Origin of the sequence: Streptomyces racemochromogenes (genome assembly GCF_044129415.1) — a bacterium.
Classification (GTDB): Bacteria; Actinomycetota; Actinomycetes; order Streptomycetales; family Streptomycetaceae; genus Streptomyces; species Streptomyces racemochromogenes_A.
In genome coordinates this window covers 1-15,920 of the sequence record NZ_JBBDHD010000012.1, presented here as the reverse complement: position 1 = coordinate 15,920, position 15,920 = coordinate 1, and the positions used below count along the sequence as shown (strand labels likewise).

General features: G+C 73.0%; 16 protein-coding genes. 9 read left to right on the top strand and 7 right to left on the bottom strand.

Annotated elements, in window-relative coordinates:
- Position 1 precedes the first annotated feature (1 nt).
- Positions 2 to 889: a PadR family transcriptional regulator gene (locus tag WDV06_RS07010; RefSeq protein ID WP_395508769.1), complete on the top strand. Its 888-nt coding sequence runs from the start codon at positions 2 to 4 to the stop codon at positions 887 to 889.
- 24 nt (positions 890 to 913) lie between these two features.
- Here the strand turns inward: WDV06_RS07010 and WDV06_RS07005 are convergent, their stop codons facing one another.
- The 4 genes from WDV06_RS07005 to WDV06_RS06990 form a co-directional block, all read right to left on the bottom strand.
- The gene (locus tag WDV06_RS07005) at positions 914 to 1,474 is read right to left on the bottom strand and encodes a Clp protease N-terminal domain-containing protein (protein WP_395508768.1); all 561 of its coding nucleotides are present in this window, start codon (positions 1,472 to 1,474) and stop codon (positions 914 to 916) included.
- On the bottom strand, positions 1,474 to 1,683 hold the full coding sequence (locus tag WDV06_RS07000; protein ID WP_042818984.1) for a helix-turn-helix domain-containing protein: 210 nt from the start codon (positions 1,681 to 1,683) through the stop codon (positions 1,474 to 1,476). Before WDV06_RS07000 ends, WDV06_RS07005 begins: the two co-directional genes overlap by 1 nt.
- Positions 1,684 to 1,739: 56 nt before the next feature.
- A complete protein-coding gene (locus tag WDV06_RS06995; RefSeq protein ID WP_395508767.1) occupies positions 1,740 to 2,702 on the bottom strand; it encodes a zinc-binding dehydrogenase in 963 nt (320 codons plus the stop codon).
- A 465-nt stretch (positions 2,703 to 3,167) separates the two neighbouring features.
- Complete coding sequence (locus WDV06_RS06990; RefSeq protein WP_395508766.1) at positions 3,168 to 4,370, bottom strand: NAD(P)-dependent malic enzyme; 1,203 nt, start codon at positions 4,368 to 4,370, stop codon at positions 3,168 to 3,170.
- A 526-nt stretch (positions 4,371 to 4,896) separates the two neighbouring features.
- Here WDV06_RS06990 and WDV06_RS06985 point away from each other — a divergent pair.
- The 3 genes from WDV06_RS06985 to WDV06_RS06975 are packed head-to-tail and all read left to right on the top strand — an operon-like array spanning position 4,897 to position 7,605.
- Complete coding sequence (locus tag WDV06_RS06985) at positions 4,897 to 5,844, top strand: ABC transporter substrate-binding protein (RefSeq protein ID WP_045946339.1); 948 nt, start codon at positions 4,897 to 4,899, stop codon at positions 5,842 to 5,844.
- A 31-nt stretch (positions 5,845 to 5,875) separates the two neighbouring features.
- The gene (locus WDV06_RS06980) at positions 5,876 to 6,832 is read left to right on the top strand and encodes an amino acid ABC transporter permease (protein WP_045946340.1); all 957 of its coding nucleotides are present in this window, start codon (positions 5,876 to 5,878) and stop codon (positions 6,830 to 6,832) included.
- A 20-nt stretch (positions 6,833 to 6,852) separates the two neighbouring features.
- Positions 6,853 to 7,605, top strand: coding sequence for an amino acid ABC transporter ATP-binding protein (locus tag WDV06_RS06975; RefSeq protein ID WP_045946348.1), 753 nt, complete (start codon positions 6,853 to 6,855; stop codon positions 7,603 to 7,605).
- Positions 7,606 to 7,683: 78 nt separating this feature from the next.
- Here WDV06_RS06975 and WDV06_RS06970 read toward each other — a convergent pair whose 3' ends face one another.
- Entirely contained in the window at positions 7,684 to 8,457 is a 774-nt protein-coding gene (locus tag WDV06_RS06970; protein ID WP_395508765.1) for a class I SAM-dependent methyltransferase, read from the bottom strand.
- Between the two features lie 92 nt (positions 8,458 to 8,549).
- Between WDV06_RS06970 and WDV06_RS06965 the strand changes: the two genes are divergently transcribed.
- A complete protein-coding gene (locus WDV06_RS06965) occupies positions 8,550 to 9,179 on the top strand; it encodes a CGNR zinc finger domain-containing protein (RefSeq protein WP_395508764.1) in 630 nt (209 codons plus the stop codon).
- Here the strand turns inward: WDV06_RS06965 and sodX are convergent.
- Positions 9,083 to 9,502 carry a nickel-type superoxide dismutase maturation protease gene (gene sodX / locus WDV06_RS06960; protein WP_395508763.1) on the bottom strand — a complete coding sequence of 140 codons (420 nt, stop codon included), beginning with the start codon at positions 9,500 to 9,502 and terminating at the stop codon, positions 9,083 to 9,085. The genes WDV06_RS06965 and sodX overlap by 97 nt on opposite strands.
- 173 nt (positions 9,503 to 9,675) lie before the next feature.
- Between sodX and sodN the strand changes: the two genes are divergently transcribed.
- Positions 9,676 to 10,071 (top strand): superoxide dismutase, Ni, encoded by a 396-nt coding sequence (sodN, locus tag WDV06_RS06955; RefSeq protein WP_007266490.1) that lies wholly within the window; start codon positions 9,676 to 9,678, stop codon positions 10,069 to 10,071.
- A 134-nt stretch (positions 10,072 to 10,205) separates the two neighbouring features.
- On the opposite strand, the gene WDV06_RS06950 is transcribed toward sodN, so the two are convergent.
- Positions 10,206 to 10,391 (bottom strand): DUF6104 family protein, encoded by a 186-nt coding sequence (locus tag WDV06_RS06950; RefSeq protein ID WP_018102711.1) that lies wholly within the window; start codon positions 10,389 to 10,391, stop codon positions 10,206 to 10,208.
- Between the two features lie 150 nt (positions 10,392 to 10,541).
- On the opposite strand from WDV06_RS06950, the gene WDV06_RS06945 reads away from it, so the two are divergent.
- From WDV06_RS06945 to WDV06_RS06935, 3 genes are all read left to right on the top strand, one after another.
- Positions 10,542 to 12,608 (top strand): VMAP-C domain-containing protein, encoded by a 2,067-nt coding sequence (locus tag WDV06_RS06945; protein ID WP_395508762.1) that lies wholly within the window; start codon positions 10,542 to 10,544, stop codon positions 12,606 to 12,608.
- Between the two features lie 46 nt (positions 12,609 to 12,654).
- Positions 12,655 to 13,665, top strand: coding sequence for an AAA family ATPase (locus WDV06_RS06940; RefSeq protein ID WP_395508761.1), 1,011 nt, complete (start codon positions 12,655 to 12,657; stop codon positions 13,663 to 13,665).
- 6 nt (positions 13,666 to 13,671) lie between these two features.
- A partial coding sequence (locus WDV06_RS06935; RefSeq protein ID WP_395508760.1) for an SAV_2336 N-terminal domain-related protein occupies positions 13,672 to 15,920 on the top strand: 2,249 nt, incomplete at its 3' end.

Here is a 15,920-nt window from a genome sequence, read left to right as displayed (position 1 = left end):
CATGCCGCCCGTCTTCGCCCACGGCCGCCTCCGCCTGTACCTCCTCAAGCTGCTGGACGAGGCGCCCCGCCACGGGTACGAGGTGATCCGCCTGCTGGAGGAGCGCTTCCAGGGGCTGTACGCGCCCTCCGCGGGCACGGTGTACCCGCGGCTGGCGAAGCTGGAGGCCGAGGGCCTCGTCACGTACGCCACCGAGGGCGGGCGCAAGGTGTACTCGATCACCGAGGCGGGCCGCGCCGAGCTGGCCGACCGGGGCGGGGAGCTGGCCGACCTGGAGCTGGAGATCCGCGACTCGGTCTCCGAGCTGGCCGCCGAGATCCGTGACGACGTCCGGGGCGCCGCCGGCGACCTGCGGCGCGAGATGCTGGCCGCCGCCAACGCCTCGGCGACGCGGGTCGAGGACGAGTCCTGGAAGGCCGCCAAGGAGGAGCTCCGCAAGGCCAGGCAGGAGTGGAAGGAGCAGGCCCGCCGGGCCAAGGACGAGAGCCGCCGGGCCCGCGAGGAGGCCCAGCAGGCCCGCCGTCAGGCCAAGGAGGCGCAGGAGCGGGCCCGCGAGGAGGTCCAGCGGATCGCCGCGCAGCTCCAGGAGCAGTTCAGCCGGACGGGCGGGGTGCTCGGCAGCCTCGCCGGGGCGTGGCTGGGCAACGGCGCCCCCACGGCGCCCGAGACGCCCACCGCCCCGGGACCGTCGGGTTCGGCCTGGGCCGAGGACCTGGAGCCCACCTCCGACCCGGCCCGCGACCTGGACCGGCTGCTGGACCGCTTCCGCGACGAGGTCCGCGACGCGGCCCGCGACCACGGGGTCACCCCGGCACAGCTGTCCGAGGCCCGTGCCCACCTGGCGGCCGCGGCGGCCCGCATCGAGGCGGGTCTGCGCCCCGGCGCCTGACCGGCCCGGCCCCTGGTGCGGGGGTCAGGCCGCGAGGGTGGTTTCCACTCGGGCGTAGGTGACGCCGTGGTCCGCGAGGGACTCCGCGACCGTGCCCGGGCGGGTGATCAGGGCCAGGAGCAGGTGCGGGGTGCCGATGTGGCGGTCCTTGCGGCCCAGGGCGATGCGCAGCGCCTGTTCCAGGGTCTTCCTGGCGCCCTGGGTGAAGGGGACGTGGCGCCGCTCCGGTTCGGGGCGGCCCAGGGCCTCGCGGAGGGAGGCGCCCAGGCCCCGCCTGCGGGGTGCCGGGGCGGTGAGGGCGCCCTCGCCGTGGGTCTCCTCGACGCGGGAGACGATCTCCGAGAGGTCGATGCCCAGGCCGGCCAAGGCCTCCTCGTCCGCCCGGGACATCCCGCCCCGTCGGCGGGCGGCCTCCAGGTCGGCGGCGAGGGCGGCGGCATCGACGCCCAGGGCGTCGAGCGCGCCCCCGTCCAGCAGGGACAGCAGCAGGTGTTCCTCGGTCACCGTGCCGGCGCCGGCGGATGCGGCCCGGGCGACGGCTCCGGTCACCGCCGCGCGGGCGTCCGACGTGAAGCGTTCGAACATCAGAGCCTCCCATGCTTCTTGTGCACGGCCTGCCGGCTGACGCCGAGTTCGGCCGCGATCTCCTGCCAGGACCAGCCCTGGGCGCGGGCGCTGCGTACCTGGACGGCCTCCAGCTGCTCCAGCAGCCTGCGGAGGGCGGCCACGGCACGCAGGCCCACGCGGGGGTCCCGGTCTCCGGCCCGTTCGGCGAGATCGGTGGCTTCGGTCATGCACGTCAATCTAGGTTGACAAGGGAGGGCTGTCAACCCTGATTGACGCGGCGGGCTCAGACCGTAAGGACGATCTTGCCGAACAGGTCGCCGGACGCGAGGCGTTCGAAGCCCTCGCGGGCCCGGTCCAGCGGGAGCACGTCCTCGATGACCGGGCGGACGCCGGTGGTCGCGCAGAACGACAGCAGGTCCTCCAGCTCGTCCTTGGAGCCCATCGTCGACCCGACCACCTTGAGCTCCAGGAAGAAGATCCGGGTCAGCTCGGCGTGGGCCGGCCGGTCGCCGCTGGTGGCGCCCGAGATGACCAGGGTGCCGCCGGGGCGCAGGGACTTGACCGAGTGGGACCAGGTGGCCGCGCCGACCGTCTCGATCACCGCGTCCACCCGCTGCGGGAGCCGGGCGCCCGGCGGGAACGCCTCCACCGCACCCAGTTCCACCGCGCGCTTGCGCTTGGCCTCGTCCCGGCTGGTGGCGAAGACCCGCAGGCCCGCCGCCTTGCCCAGGACGATCGCGGCGGTGGCGACGCCGCCGCCCGCCCCCTGGACGAGGACGGAGTCACCGGGGCGGACCCCGGCGTTGGTGAAGAGCATCCGGTACGCCGTCAGCCAGGCGGTCGGCATGCAGGCGGCCTCCGCGAAGGAGAGGCCCGCGGGCTTGCGCAGCACGTTCCAGGCGGGGACGGTGACCTGTTCGGCGAAGGTGCCCTGGTAGCGCTCGGTCAGGATGGAGCGCGGCTCGTCCGGGCCGACGCCGTGGCCGCTCTGGCCGATGACGGAGTGCAGGACGACCTCGTTGCCGTCCTGGTCGGTGCCGGCGGCGTCGCAGCCGAGGATCATGGGCAGTTTGTCCGCGTCGAGGCCCACCCCGCGCAGGGACCACAGGTCGTGGTGGTTGAGCGAGGCGGCTTTGACGTTGACGGTCACCCAGCCGGGGCGTGCCTCGGGGGCCGGGCGTTCGCCCAGCTCAAGGCCGCTCAGCGGCTGGTCTCGGTCGATTCGGGCGGCATAGGCAGCGAACATGGCGCCAGAGGCTACCGGTCGGTAGGGCCCATGGCCAGGGGTGAGGGGGTGGAGATGGGTCGGAGTGGAAGCGGAGTGAGGTCTCTCAACTACCGTCCGTACCAAGAGTTTTGAGCTCTTGATAGGCCTAACCGGAATAGATCGTGAACCCTCTGGAGGAAGGTAGGATTCAGGCCATGCGGTGGCTCGTCATGAGCGTTTCACGGGCTCCGCACACTCCTTCTGCGTTCCCGGGGCGCCCTTCGCGCGCTCTTTCCGCGCGCCCGGTCGTACCTGGTCGTGCCTGGTCGAGCCGGTGAGGAGGCCCACGGCCGGCCGCGGCGAAGGACCCGGGACGTCCCCTCCCCGTTCGGGGGCGGGGAGGGTGCGTTCCCCTGCGCGGCGGCCCTCCGTGCACGAAGAGGCCCGACCGGATCACTCCGGCCGGGCCTCACCCGTTCAGCCCCGCGGGGCCCCGCCCGCCGCTCAGACGAGGCGGGCCACCCCGTCGGCCTTCGCCGCCGCGGCGACCGCGGCCGTGACGGCCTCGGCGACGCGCTCGTCGAACGGCGAGGGGATCACGTAGTCCGCGGCGAGCTCGTCACCCACGACACCGGCGATGGCGTCGGCGGCGGCGATCTTCATGCCCTCGGTGATCCGGGTCGCGCGCACCTTCAGGGCGCCCGCGAAGATGCCCGGGAAGGCCAGCACGTTGTTGATCTGGTTCGGGAAGTCCGAACGGCCCGTGGCCACGACCGCCGCGTACTTGTGCGCGACGTCGGGGTGGACCTCCGGGTTCGGGTTGGCCATGGCGAAGACGAAGGAGTTCTGCGCCATCGTGGCCACGGCCTCCTCGCCGACCGTGCCGCCGGAGACGCCGATGAAGACGTCCGCGCCCGCGAGGGCCTCCTCCAGCGTGCCGTTGAGGCCCGACGTGTTGGTCAGGCCCGCGATCTCCGCCTTGACGTCCGTCAGGTCGGTGCGGTCCGCCGAGACGACGCCCTTGCGGTCGGTGACGCAGACGTCGCCGATGCCCGCGTCCACGAGGATCTTGGCGATGGCGATGCCCGCCGCGCCCGCGCCCGCGATCACGGCGCGCAGGTCGCCGAGGGTGCGGCCGGTGAGCTTGGCAGCGTTGCGCAGGGCGGCCAGCGTCACGATGGCCGTGCCGTGCTGGTCGTCGTGGAAGATCGGGATGTCCAGCGCCTCCTGGAGGCGCCGCTCGATCTCAAAGCAGCGGGGAGCGGAGATGTCCTCCAGGTTCACGCCGCCGAAGGACGGCGCCAGACGGATGACCGTCTCGACGATCTCGTCCGTGTCCTTGGTCGCGAGCGCGATCGGCACCGCGTCCACGCCGCCGAACTGCTTGAACAGGATCGCCTTGCCCTCCATGACGGGGAGGGAGGCCTCGGGACCGATGTCACCGAGCCCGAGCACGGCCGTGCCGTCGGTGACGACGGCGACCACGTTCGACTTCCAGGTGTACTCGTTCACGAGTTCCGGCTGCTCGGCGATGGCGGTGCACACCTTCGCCACGCCGGGGGTGTAGGCCAGGGACAGGTCATCCTTGTCCTTGACGGGCACGGTGGCCTGGATGGCCATCTTGCCGCCCCGGTGCAGTGCGAAGACCGCATCGGGGTTGTTGTCCGTCGCACTGTCGCTGCGAGGGTTGACGATCTCGGCTGCCACTTCGTGTGACCCCTTAAGTCCTTTGATCATTGAGGGTGGCCACTCCTGGTTAAGGGGTGGGCGGGCACCGCGTTCGTACTCCGCTTCGACGGTTGGCCCGTCTCCGCGGAGGGGAGGTTCGTACGCGCGGGCGCGCCGCACGCGCGCCCTGAGCCCCGGATGAGGGGTGTAAGGATCTGTTCTACCCGAAGAGCACGCGCCCAGACGAGTCGATTCCGGACTGATCGTAGGGTCCTTGTCCCGGTTTTGGCTAAAAGTCCAAAGGTTGGTGTCCACCAGGCGAGACGCGCCGCAAATAGTGAGGCCAAAATGCCAGGTCACGGCGGTTTGTGCGGCTCCGAGGGGCCTTGCCCGCAGTGATGTTGGGTAGTCGGGGGCGCCCGTTATCTGATTTTGACCTCACGGGCACCCTGAATGCGCCAGTCCGAATGGCAAGATGCCGTAATCACACAAGGTCGCGGCACTCGATGGTGCGTGCGCGACCCGTTCTCGGATGCTTTTCCACCCCTGTCGGAGGAACCAGCTCATGACCGCAAGCACCACCCGTCGTACGACCGCCGCCCGGTCCCGGATCGCCGCGGTCGGCGCGATCGCGGTCGCCGGCGCCCTGATCCTCACCGGCTGTGGCGACCAGACGAACAAGTCCTCCTCGGGTACGGGTGCGGGTGACAGCAGCGCCCCGCTGTTCTCCAAGCTCCCGAAGAAGATCCAGGACGCGGGTGTCATCAAGGTCGGTTCGGACACCGCCTACGCCCCGATGGAGTACGTCGACAACGGCAAGATCGTCGGCGTCGACCCGGACATCGCGGAGGCGCTCGGCAAGCAGCTCGGCGTGAAGCTCCAGTTCACCTCCGGCACCTTCGACGGTCTGATCACCTCCCTGGAGACCGGCCGCCAGGACGTTGCGATCTCCTCGATCACCGACAACAAGAAGCGCCAGGAAGGCCTCGACGACAAGGGCCAGAAGATCGGCAAGGGCGTCGACTTCGTCGACTACATGTCCTCCGGCGTCTCGCTCCTCGTCAAGAAGGGCAACCCGGACAACATCAAGTCCCTCGACGACCTCTGCGGCAAGACGGTCGCCGTCCAGCGCGGCACCATCTACGAGGACACCTTCAAGGCCCAGGCCGAGAAGTGCGGTGACAAGAAGCTCACCATCGAGGCCTTCGACACCGACGCCGAGGCCCAGACCCGCGTCAAGGCCGGCGGCGCCGTCGCCGACCTGAACGACTTCCCGGTCACCTCGTACATCGCGAAGACCTCGGGCGGCGGCAACGACTTCGAGGTCGGCGGCCAGCAGTCCGACGTCGGCCTCTTCGGCATCGCGGTCTCCAAGGACAACACCCAGCTCCGCGACGCCCTCAAGGAAGCCGTCGACGCCATCATCAAGGACGGCTCCTACGCCAAGGTCCTGGAGAAGTGGAACGTGAAGGACGGCGCCGTGCAGTCCGCCACGATCAACGCCGGCAAGTAACACCGAAGCGCTCCACTGAAGGGCAGTCATTGTGACTGACAAGATCGACAAGGGTCCGGCAGACGCCACTCCGCCGGCCGGGCCCGGCGCCTCGGGCACCACTCCCTACGAGGCCATCAAGGCAATCCCCGTACGGCACTACGGCCGCTGGATCAGCGCCGTGGTCGTCGCCGTACTCCTGGGGTGGCTCGTCTACGCCTTCTCCCAGGGCAAGATCATCTGGGCGACGGTCGGCGACAAGCTGTTCGACCCCTCGGTCCTCGCGGGCCTCGGCAACACCGTCATCATCAGCATCACCTCGATGGCGCTGGGCCTCGTCCTCGGCATCCTCTTCGCGGTGATGCGCCTGTCGAAGAACCCGGTCACCAGCTTCGTGTCCTGGCTCTACATCTGGTTCTTCCGCGGCACCCCGGTCTACGTGCAGCTGCTGGTCTGGTTCAGCCTCCCGCTGATCTTCGAGTACATCAACCTCGGTCCGATCTACAAGAACGAGACCGTCGACGTCATGACCCCGTTCATGGTCGCCCTCCTGGGCCTGGGCCTGAACGAGGGCGCCTACATGGCGGAGATCGTCCGAGCGGGCATCCAGTCCGTCGACGAGGGCCAGACCGAGGCCTCGCACGCGCTGGGCATGACCCAGACGCAGACCATGCGCCGCGTCGTGCTCCCGCAGGCCATGCGCGTGATCATCCCGCCGACCGGCAACGAGTTCATCAACATGCTGAAGACCTCCTCCCTGGTCTCGGCGGTCCAGTACACCGAACTCCTGCGGGCCAGCTCCAACATCGGCAGCACCGCCGGCGCGGTCATGGAGATGTTCTTCGTCGCCTCCATCTGGTACCTGGCCCTGACCAGCGTCTTCAGCGTCGGCCAGTACTACCTGGAGCGCCGCTACGCCCGCGGCGCGCAGCGCACCCTGCCGCCCACGCCGTTCGAGCGGCTGAAGGCCAACCTGAACATGTTCCGCCGTACGGAGGTCTCGCGATGACCGCCAAGACCGCTCAGCCGATGGTCAAGGCCGAAGGCGTCCACAAGTCGTACGGCGCCGCCCACATCCTGCGGGGCATCGACCTGGAGGTCGCCCCCCGCGAGGTGTTCTGCCTGGTCGGCCCGTCCGGCTCCGGCAAGTCCACCTTCCTGCGCTGCATCAACCACCTGGAGCGCATCAACGCCGGCCGGCTCTCGGTCGACGGCCAGTTGGTGGGCTACAAGCAGAAGGGCGACAAGCTCTACGAGCTGAAGGACAGCGAGGTCGCGGCCCAGCGCCGGGACATCGGCATGGTCTTCCAGCGCTTCAACCTCTTCCCGCACATGACGGCCATCGAGAACGTCATGGAAGCCCCGGTCATGGTCAAGGGCGAGTCCAAGGCGGTGGCCCGCGAGCGCGCCGTCAAGCTCCTGGACCGCGTCGGCCTCGGCGACAAGGGCGGGAACTACCCGACCCAGCTCTCCGGCGGCCAGCAGCAGCGCGTGGCGATCGCCCGCGCGCTGGCCATGGAGCCGAAGCTGATGCTCTTCGACGAGCCCACCTCGGCCCTCGACCCGGAGCTGGTCGGCGACGTCCTCGACGTCATGCGCGACCTGGCCGAGTCGGGCATGACCATGATCGTGGTGACCCACGAGATGGGCTTCGCCCGCGAGGTCGGCGACAACCTCGTCTTCATGGACGGCGGCGTCGTGGTCGAGTCCGGCCACCCGCGCGACGTGCTCGGCAACCCGCAGCACGACCGCACGAAGGCGTTCCTGTCCAAGGTCCTGTAGCCGCGGACGCGTGACGGAGGGGCGGTACGGGTGTCCGTACCGCCCCTCCGCGCTGCCGCCGGCGGACCGGCCCGGAAGTTACGCCTTCAGGCCCAGGACCAGCGCGTCCGAGGGGGAGCGCCAGACCGTACGGGCCTCCGCGAACCCCGCGGCGCGCAGCGTGCGGACGTGCCAGGCCTCGTCGGGGGTGTCCCCGTCGGCGTGCTCCCCGTAGATCGCGAAGCGGGCCCGGGTCGGCTCGGCCAGGACCGGGTCGGCCGCGGCCAGGGCCCACCAGTCGCGCCAGTCCAGGACCCCGTCGGCCTTCGCCCGGTCCATCGCCGCGTGCCGCTGGGCGCGGTCGGCGGCGTTGACGAGCGGGGTGGAGGGGTCGGGCATGTGGTCGGCGTTCATGAAGACCCCGCCCGGGCGGACCAGCGGCGCGATCTGCCCGTAGAGGACCGCGAGCTCCTCGCTGTGCAGCCAGTGCAGGGCGGTCGCGGTCAGGACGGCGTCGTAGGAGTCGTACGGGAGCGCGGCGCGCCAGTCGGGGTCCTTGAGGTCGGCGGTGACGAAGTCGGCCCGGCCGTCCCCGGCGAAGTGGCCGCGGGCGATCGTCAGCAGGGCGGGGTCGAGGTCCAGCCCCGTGCTGACCGCTTCCGGGAACCGTTTGAGGAGACGGTCCGTGATACTTCCCGTACCGCACGCGAGGTCCAGGACCCGGGGCGCGCGGCCGGTCAGCGCCTCGACCATGTCCAGCATCACCCGGAACCGCTCCTCGCGGTCGGGCATGTACCACTCCTGCTGGCGGTCCCAGCTGTCCTGCCAGGCCTGCCAGTCCGTACCGAACGAGCCAGTCACCGTATCCGTCATCCCGAACCCCTCCATACGTAATACCCTCGAACCGAGGGCAGCCGTTACTGGCGGCCGTGACCGACCCTAACCCGCAGCCGTAAGGACTACAAGTGGAACTGGCCCATTACTCGGACTATGCCGTGCGCCTGGTCAACACCGAGGAGCCGGCCCGCAACAAGGACGCCCTGACCTCGGCGGACGACGTCCGTGCCCTCTTCGGCACCAGCACCCAGATGGCACGCCGGGTCACCGACACCGACGTCACCCGCTTCCGCAACGTACGGGGCAGGCTGCGCGCCGTCTTCGAGGCCGCCGACGGCGGCGACCACGTCCTCGCCGTCGACCTGCTGAACTCCCTGCTCATGGAGTTCCCCGTCAGCCCCCAGGTCTCCGGCCACGACCTCGTCGGCCCCGACGGCCGCCCCGATTGGCACATCCACCTCGCCGACCACCCGTCCAACGCCTCCGCCGGCTACGCCGCGATCGCCTCCTTCGGGCTGGCCTTCCACCTCACCGAGCACGGCCCCGACCGGCTCGGCCTCTGCCAGGCCCCGCCCTGCCGCAACGCCTACCTCGACACCTCCACCAACCGCTCCCGCCGCTACTGCTCCGACCGCTGCGCCACCCGCGCCAACGTCGCCGCCTACCGCGCCCGCAAGCGCCTGGAGGCCGAGGAGTCCGCGCGCAGCGGCCGCACCGCCGACACCGCCCAGGACAGCCGGGCCCTCAGCGAACTCTGATCCGGCCGACGGGGCCGCAGCCGCAGCACCGCCGTCGCCAGGACCAGCTCGTCGGGGACGGCGCCGTAGTCGGTGCTGTCCCCGGTCTCGTTGAACGGGTTGTCCCCGAGCATCCACCAGCCGCCCGGCCGGCGCTCGGCCGCACGCTTGACCACCAGCAGGTCCTGCTGGAGCGGATGGCGGAACACCACCACGTCACCCGGCCGGACCAGCGCCCCGTACCGGACCACCATCCGGTCCCCGTGCAGCAGCGTCGGCACCATCGACGGCCCCGACACCTCAGTGATCCCGATGCGCACCCGCGCCCGCCCGCTCTCCGCCATCCCCGGCCTCCTCGTCCCTGCCCGCATGCTGCCGCACGGCCCCGTAGGTTCGCTCACCCGGCCTCGGCGGAGGCTGGACTTTTGTCCTAAGCCCATGGGGGCGCCCGCGATTTCCGTCTTCTCAGCGAGTAATCTCCACCCTTGAGAAGACGATCACGAGGAGGACCCACTCCATGCTTTCCCGCTTCTTCGCCCCCAAGGTGAAGGTCTCCGCCCACTGCGACCTGCCCTGCGGCGTGTACGACCCGGCCCAGGCCCGCATCGAGGCCGAGTCCGTCAAGGCCGTCCAGGAGAAGTACCAGGCCAACGAGGACGCGGACTTCCGCGCGCGCGCCATCACCATCAAGGAGCAGCGCGCCGAGCTCGCGAAGCACCACGTGTCGGTGCTGTGGAGCGACTACTTCAAGCCCCCGCACTTCGAGAAGTACCCGCAGCTGCACACCCTGGTCAACGACACCCTGAAGGCCCTCTCGGCCGCCAAGGCGTCGAACGACCCGGCGACCGGCGCCAAGGCCCTGGAGCTCATCGCCGAGATCGACCGCATCTTCTGGGAGACGAAGGCCGCCTGATCCAGGCCTTCCCCCGGCAGAACCACCGAGGGGCCCGACCGCACGCGGTCGGGCCCCTCGGTCGTACGCGGTCGGGCCCCTCGGTCGTACGCGCCCCGCGGCGCAGGCGCCGGTCAGCGCGGCCGCCGGGCGGCCTACTCGTCCTCGTCCTCGTCGTCGTCCAGCCGGGCCAGCCACGTGGCCAGGCGTTCCACCGGGACCTCGAAGTCGGGGTTGAGGTCCACGAAGGTGCGCAGCTGCTCGGCGAGCCACTCGAAGGTGACCTCCTCCTCGCCGCGCCGCTTCTCCAGCTCCTCGATGCCGCGATCGGTGAAGTACAAGTCGGACTCCGTGCCATGTAGGGGGTCGGTGGTGTGAAGGGGTGTTTCCCGCCAGGATAATCCGGGTCCCCGGTGACACCTCCCGCCTCCCCGCCCCCGGCGCTAGCGTGGACGGAGCCGCTGGGGCGTACGGGAGAGGGGGGTCTCGGGATGCCGGACGGGCGCACGGCCGCGACCGCGCGCGCCTACGAGCTCCTGGAGCCCCTGGTCCGGGCCGCCACGGTACGCGTCCACGCCGCCCCCGGCGGGTATGACAGCGCTGGGACCGGACCCACCTGGGGCAGCGGCTTCTTCATCGCCCCCGGCTGGGTCCTCACGTGTGCGCACGTCGTCGGTGAAGGGGGTGCCGGGGTGCGTCTGGCGGGACGTGAGGTCGGCATCAGCTTCTTCCCCGGAGGGGACACCACCACCACCGGGACCGTCTCCGGACGGGTGGAATGCGTCCTGCCCGAACGGCTGGAAGAGCGCCGGCCCGGACGGCGGGCCCTGTGGGACCTCCCCGACCTCGCGCTGGTCCGCGTCCTGTCCCCCGTCACCCACGCCTGCGTGTGGCTCACCGACCGGGCCGGGCCCCGGCTCGACGAGGCCGCCTACTTCGGCTGCACCGAGGAACTCGGCATCCGCGAGATCACCGGCCGCACCACCCGGCTGCGCGGCACCGCCGGCGGCGGCGCCGCCATCCGCCTCGGCGACGACGACGAGATCGAGGCCGGGATGTCCGGCGGGCCCGTCGTCGACCTGGCCCGCGGCGAGGTCGTCGGGGTGGTCAAGGCCCGGCGGCACTCCGGCGGCGGCGGACTCGCCGTGAACGTGTCGCAGCTGCGGACCCTGCCCATGGCGGCGAGCGGACAGACCGGCCTCTACCGCCGCGTCATGCAGGCCCACGACCTCTACCACTACGACCGCCACCTCAGCGACCTCGACAGCCGCCGCACCTGGACCGACGTCCACGACGCACTGCTCCTCGGGGAGACGGACCCCTACGGCGGGCGCGGCCGGCTCACCCCCGGCGAGCGGACCACCCTGTGCGGGCTGCTCGCCGAACTCCCGCCGCCCGGCTCCTCCGAAGCCGTCCGGGAGCTCGCCGAACAGGCCAGGGGAGAGGAACCCGACACCGCCCTCCCCGCCCCCCTCACCTGGCGCGACGGCCTCGGACTGCTCCACGACCCGCCCGGCGCCGGCGGCGAGGCCGCCGCGATGCTCCGCTACGCCACCGGCGTCAGCGTCGCCGACCACCGCGAGCCGCCCGCGCCCGGCGCCGACGAGGAGCTGTGGGACTGGGTACGGGCCACCGCGGAACGCCTCTGGCGGCCCCTGCGCCGCGAGCTCGCCGAACGCCGCGAACGGGGCCTGGCCGAGCGCGACCGGCGCCGCCGCCTGGCCGCCGGACAGGCGGCGCTCGGCCGCACCCGGTGGGCCGCGGGCCCGCCGACCGGGCCCTCGGTGTTGCTGGAAGCGTGGGCGCACGGCTGGGAGGACGTCTACGACTGGCGGGTGTCGGTCCTGGCCGGCCCCGCCCGCCCCGGCCGGGTCACCCCCGTGGCCGCCGGGGTACGGGCCACCCTCGCCGCCCTGCCCGAGGTGCTGCGCGCACCGCTCGCCGAGGGGTTCCGCCGCTGCGACACGCACGAGACCGCCGCCCTGCTCGAAGTGGCCGTCGCCCCCGAGCTGTTCGGGCTCGCCGTGGACGAGTGGGCCGTCTCCGGCGGGATCCCGGTCGGGGTGCAGCGGCCGGTGGTGCTGCGCCACCCCGACGGCGGCGGTGGCGGCCCGGCCGCCGGCGCACGGTGGGCGCGGGTGCAGGAGGGGCCCCTGCTGGACCAGCGCGCCGACTGCTCGCGCGGACGGCCGCGCAGCCCCTCCCCGCAATGGCTGGAGGGGCTGCCCGACACCACCGTCCCCGTGCTCTGCCGGGACCCGGCCGCCGAACCGGCCCTGGGCGCGCTGCACTCCGTACGGGACACCGGCTACGGGGTGGCCCTGTGCCGGCGCCCCCCGGCCGATCCGGGGGCTTCGTGCGCGCCCTTCCACCGGGGGCTGCGGGAGGAACTCGCCGAGGCGGGGCGGGGCGCGGCCTTGCCGCAACGCCTCCAGGCCCTGCGCCGCCGGGCCCACGGGGCGGACCCCGACGCGTACTGGGCGGCCGGGCTGGCCCTCGTCTGGGAGGACCCGGCCCGGGCCCTGCCGGAGGAGGAGCCGCTCCAGGGGGACCTGTGAGGCGGCGACCCGGGGGAGGACGGCTGTGGTGTGGGAGGGAGCGGCAGTGAACGAGGAATGGCTCATCTACCGGGGGATCGGCGAACCCCACGACGGGATCGAGGCCCTGCCCGACCCGCCGCCCTGGCGGGACTTCGACGGAGGCCCCGTCGCCGAACCCGGCGCGGCCGCCGCGGCCGCCGACGGGAACGTGGCGCGCCGTCTCGGCGCCCACCGGCAGGCCGCCGAACTGCACCGGCCCGAGCCCGAGGAACTGGAGGCCATCAACGCCGCGCTCTACCTGCGCCGGCCGCTGCTGGTCACCGGCTACCCCGGCACCGGCAAGTCCACCCTCGCGCACGCCGTCGCCCACGAGCTGAAACTCGGCCGCGTACTGCGCTGGCCCGTGGTGTCGCGGACCGTCCTCCAGGAAGGGCTCTACCGCTACGACGCCCTCGCCCGGCTCCAGGACGTGCAGATCGCCGCGAGCACGGGAGCGACGGCCGCGGCCCCGGGCATCGGCAGGTACGTCCGGCTCGGACCGCTCGGCACCGCCCTGCTGCCCACCGCCCGGCCCCGCGTCCTGCTCGTCGACGAACTCGACAAGAGCGACATCGACCTGCCCAACGACCTGCTGAACGTACTGGAGGAGGGCGAGTTCACCCTGCCCGAGCTCGAACGCGTCGCCGACTCCGAACCCGAGGTCGAGGTCCTCACCGACGACGGCACCAAGGCCACCGTCCGCGACGGCCGGATCCGCTGCCGGGCCTTCCCGTTCATCATCCTCACCAGCAACGGCGAACGGGACTTCCCCGCCGCCCTGCTGCGCCGCTGCATCCAGCTCAAGCTGGGCCAGCCCGGCGAGAAACGCCTGGCCACCATGGTCCGCGCCCACCTCGGCGAGGAGGCCGCCCAGCTCGGGGCCGACCTCATCCGGGAGTTCCTCAGCCGCTCGCGCTCCGAACTCGTCGCCGCCGACCAGCTGCTCAACGCCATCTACCTCACCCACTACGCCTCCCCGCCCAGCCGCGAGGACCTCGCGGACCTGCTCATCCAGCGCCTCGACCGCCCGAGGTGAGGCCCGGTGCCCCGAGAACACGCGCCGTTCGACGACGCGGGACCGCCCGGCGCGGGTCCCCCCGAGGCAGGTCCCCCCGGCGCGGGCCGGGACCCCGCCGGCCCCGGGCTGCGCACCCTGGCCGGGCTGCTCCGGGCCGCCGGGCTCGACCCGTCCCCCGAGGAGCTCGCCGACGCCCTCTGGCTGGCCGCCCGCACCCGGCAGGCGGCCCGCGCGGCCGCTCCCGACGGCGCCGCCCGCCCCGAAGCCGCGCCGCCCCGCACCAGGACCGGCCCGCCCGCGCGGCGGCCCGCCGGCGGAAGCACCCCGGGCGACACCGGGGAGCCGCCGCACGAGCGGGTGCGGGAGGACGACGGGGCCGAGGACCCCGTCCGGCTCTACCCCGCCGGAGCGCTGGCGGCCGACGCCGAGCCCGACGCCGAGGTCCCGGTCGCGGCCGGGGTCCCCGTCCGGGTGCCCGGCGCGGCCGCACTGCCCCGGATCCTGGAGATCCAGCGGGCCCTGCGCGCCCTCCAGCGCCACCGGCCGCCCGGCCCGCCCACCCGTACCGTCCTCGACGAGCCCGCCACCGCCGAGGCCAGCGCCCGCGCCCTCGGACTGGTCCTGCCCGTCTTCCGGCCGGAGAGCCGGCGCGAGGCGACCGTACGGCTGGTCATGGACGCCTCGCCCGCCATGGCCGTGTGGCAGGACATGTTCGAAGAACTCCGGACGGTGTGCGAACGGCTGGGCGCCTTCCGCGACGTCCAGGTCCACTACCTGCACCGCCTTCCCGACGGCTCCGCCGCCGTCGGCCGCGGCCCGTCGGCCGCCGCCGGGGTCCGCTCCGGGGACCAGCTGCGCGACCCCACCGGGCGGGCCCTGACCATGGTGGTCTCCGACTGCGCCGGGCCGGTCTGGCGGGAGGGCGAGGCGCAGCGGCTGCTGCACCGCTGGACCGAGTGCGCCCCCTGCGTGGTGGTCCAGCCGCTGCCGCAACGGCTGTGGGGCCGCAGCTGGCTGCCGACCGAGCGCGGGGTGCTGGAACGGGCCGCGGGCGGCGGGCCCGGCACGAGCGGCACCGGCGGCGGCCCCGGGCTGCGGTTCCGCCCGGACCGGCCGGTCCGGCCCGGCAGGCCCACCGGTGGGCTCACCGTGCCCGTCCTGCCCCCCAACGCCACCGCCCTCGGCGCCTGGGCCCGGCTCGTCGCCGGTCTCGGCTCGGGGCCCGTCCCGGCCGAGGTGGGCCGGGTTCTGCCCCGCCACCCGGCCGCCCCCGTACCGCTGCCCCGGACCGCCCGGCCCCCGCGTGAGCTGGTGCGCCGCTTCCGCTCCTCCGCCGCGCCCGGTGCCGTACAGCTCGCCGTGTACCTGTCGGCGGCGCCGCTGACCCTGCCCGTGATGCGGCTGGTGCAGCGCACGATGCTGCCCGACTCGGAGCCGTCCGACCTGGCCGAGGTGCTGCTCAGCGGGCTGCTGCGGCGCAGCGGCAGCTCGGCCGGACCGTGGTACGAGTTCGTACCCGGGGTGCAGGACGTGCTGCTGGGGCCGCTGGGGCGGGACGAGGCCGCGCTGGTGCTCAAACACTGCTCGGAGTACGTCCTGGCGCACTTCGGCCGGGGCGTGCGCAACTTCCCCGCGCTCGCCGTCTCCCAGCTGACCGGGATCCCGGCGGCCGGGGAGCCCGGGGAGCGGGAGGAGCCGGTGCCTGCGGGGCCGCTGCCGCAGGCCTTCGCGCAGGTCTCGGCGAAGGTCGTGCGCCGCTACCTGCCGGGGCCCCCGGAGGACGGACCGGAGCCCGCGCCCGCGCCCCTGCCGGCCGGCCGCGCCGCCTCCGTGCGGGCGGCCCGCGAACGCCTCCTGCTCGGCGACGCCGACGCGGACGCCCGCCACCTGCACGACGCCGCCGCGCTCCTGCGGCGGGCGGTGGCGCTCCCGCCCGGGCCCGAGGACCCGCCGGAGGAGGCCGAGGCCGAACTGGCCGGGGTCCTGCTGCGGCTGTGGGCCGAGCAACGGGACCCTGACCTCCTCGACGAGGCCGAGCGGGCCGTCACCGGGCTGCGCACCGCCCGGGGGTGGGCGGCGCTGGGCCGGGTCCTGTACGAGCGGGCCCTGGCGTCGGGCCGCGACGCGGAGCCGCCGCTGGCCGCCGCCGCCCGGGAGTTCGCCGCGCGCGCGGCCGCCCGGGGGGTGGTCGGCGAGCCTCTCTCTTATTCACAACTGACGCTTCCGACGTCTATACGCATGAGTACTTATACGTCGGCGGCCTCTCATGAAAA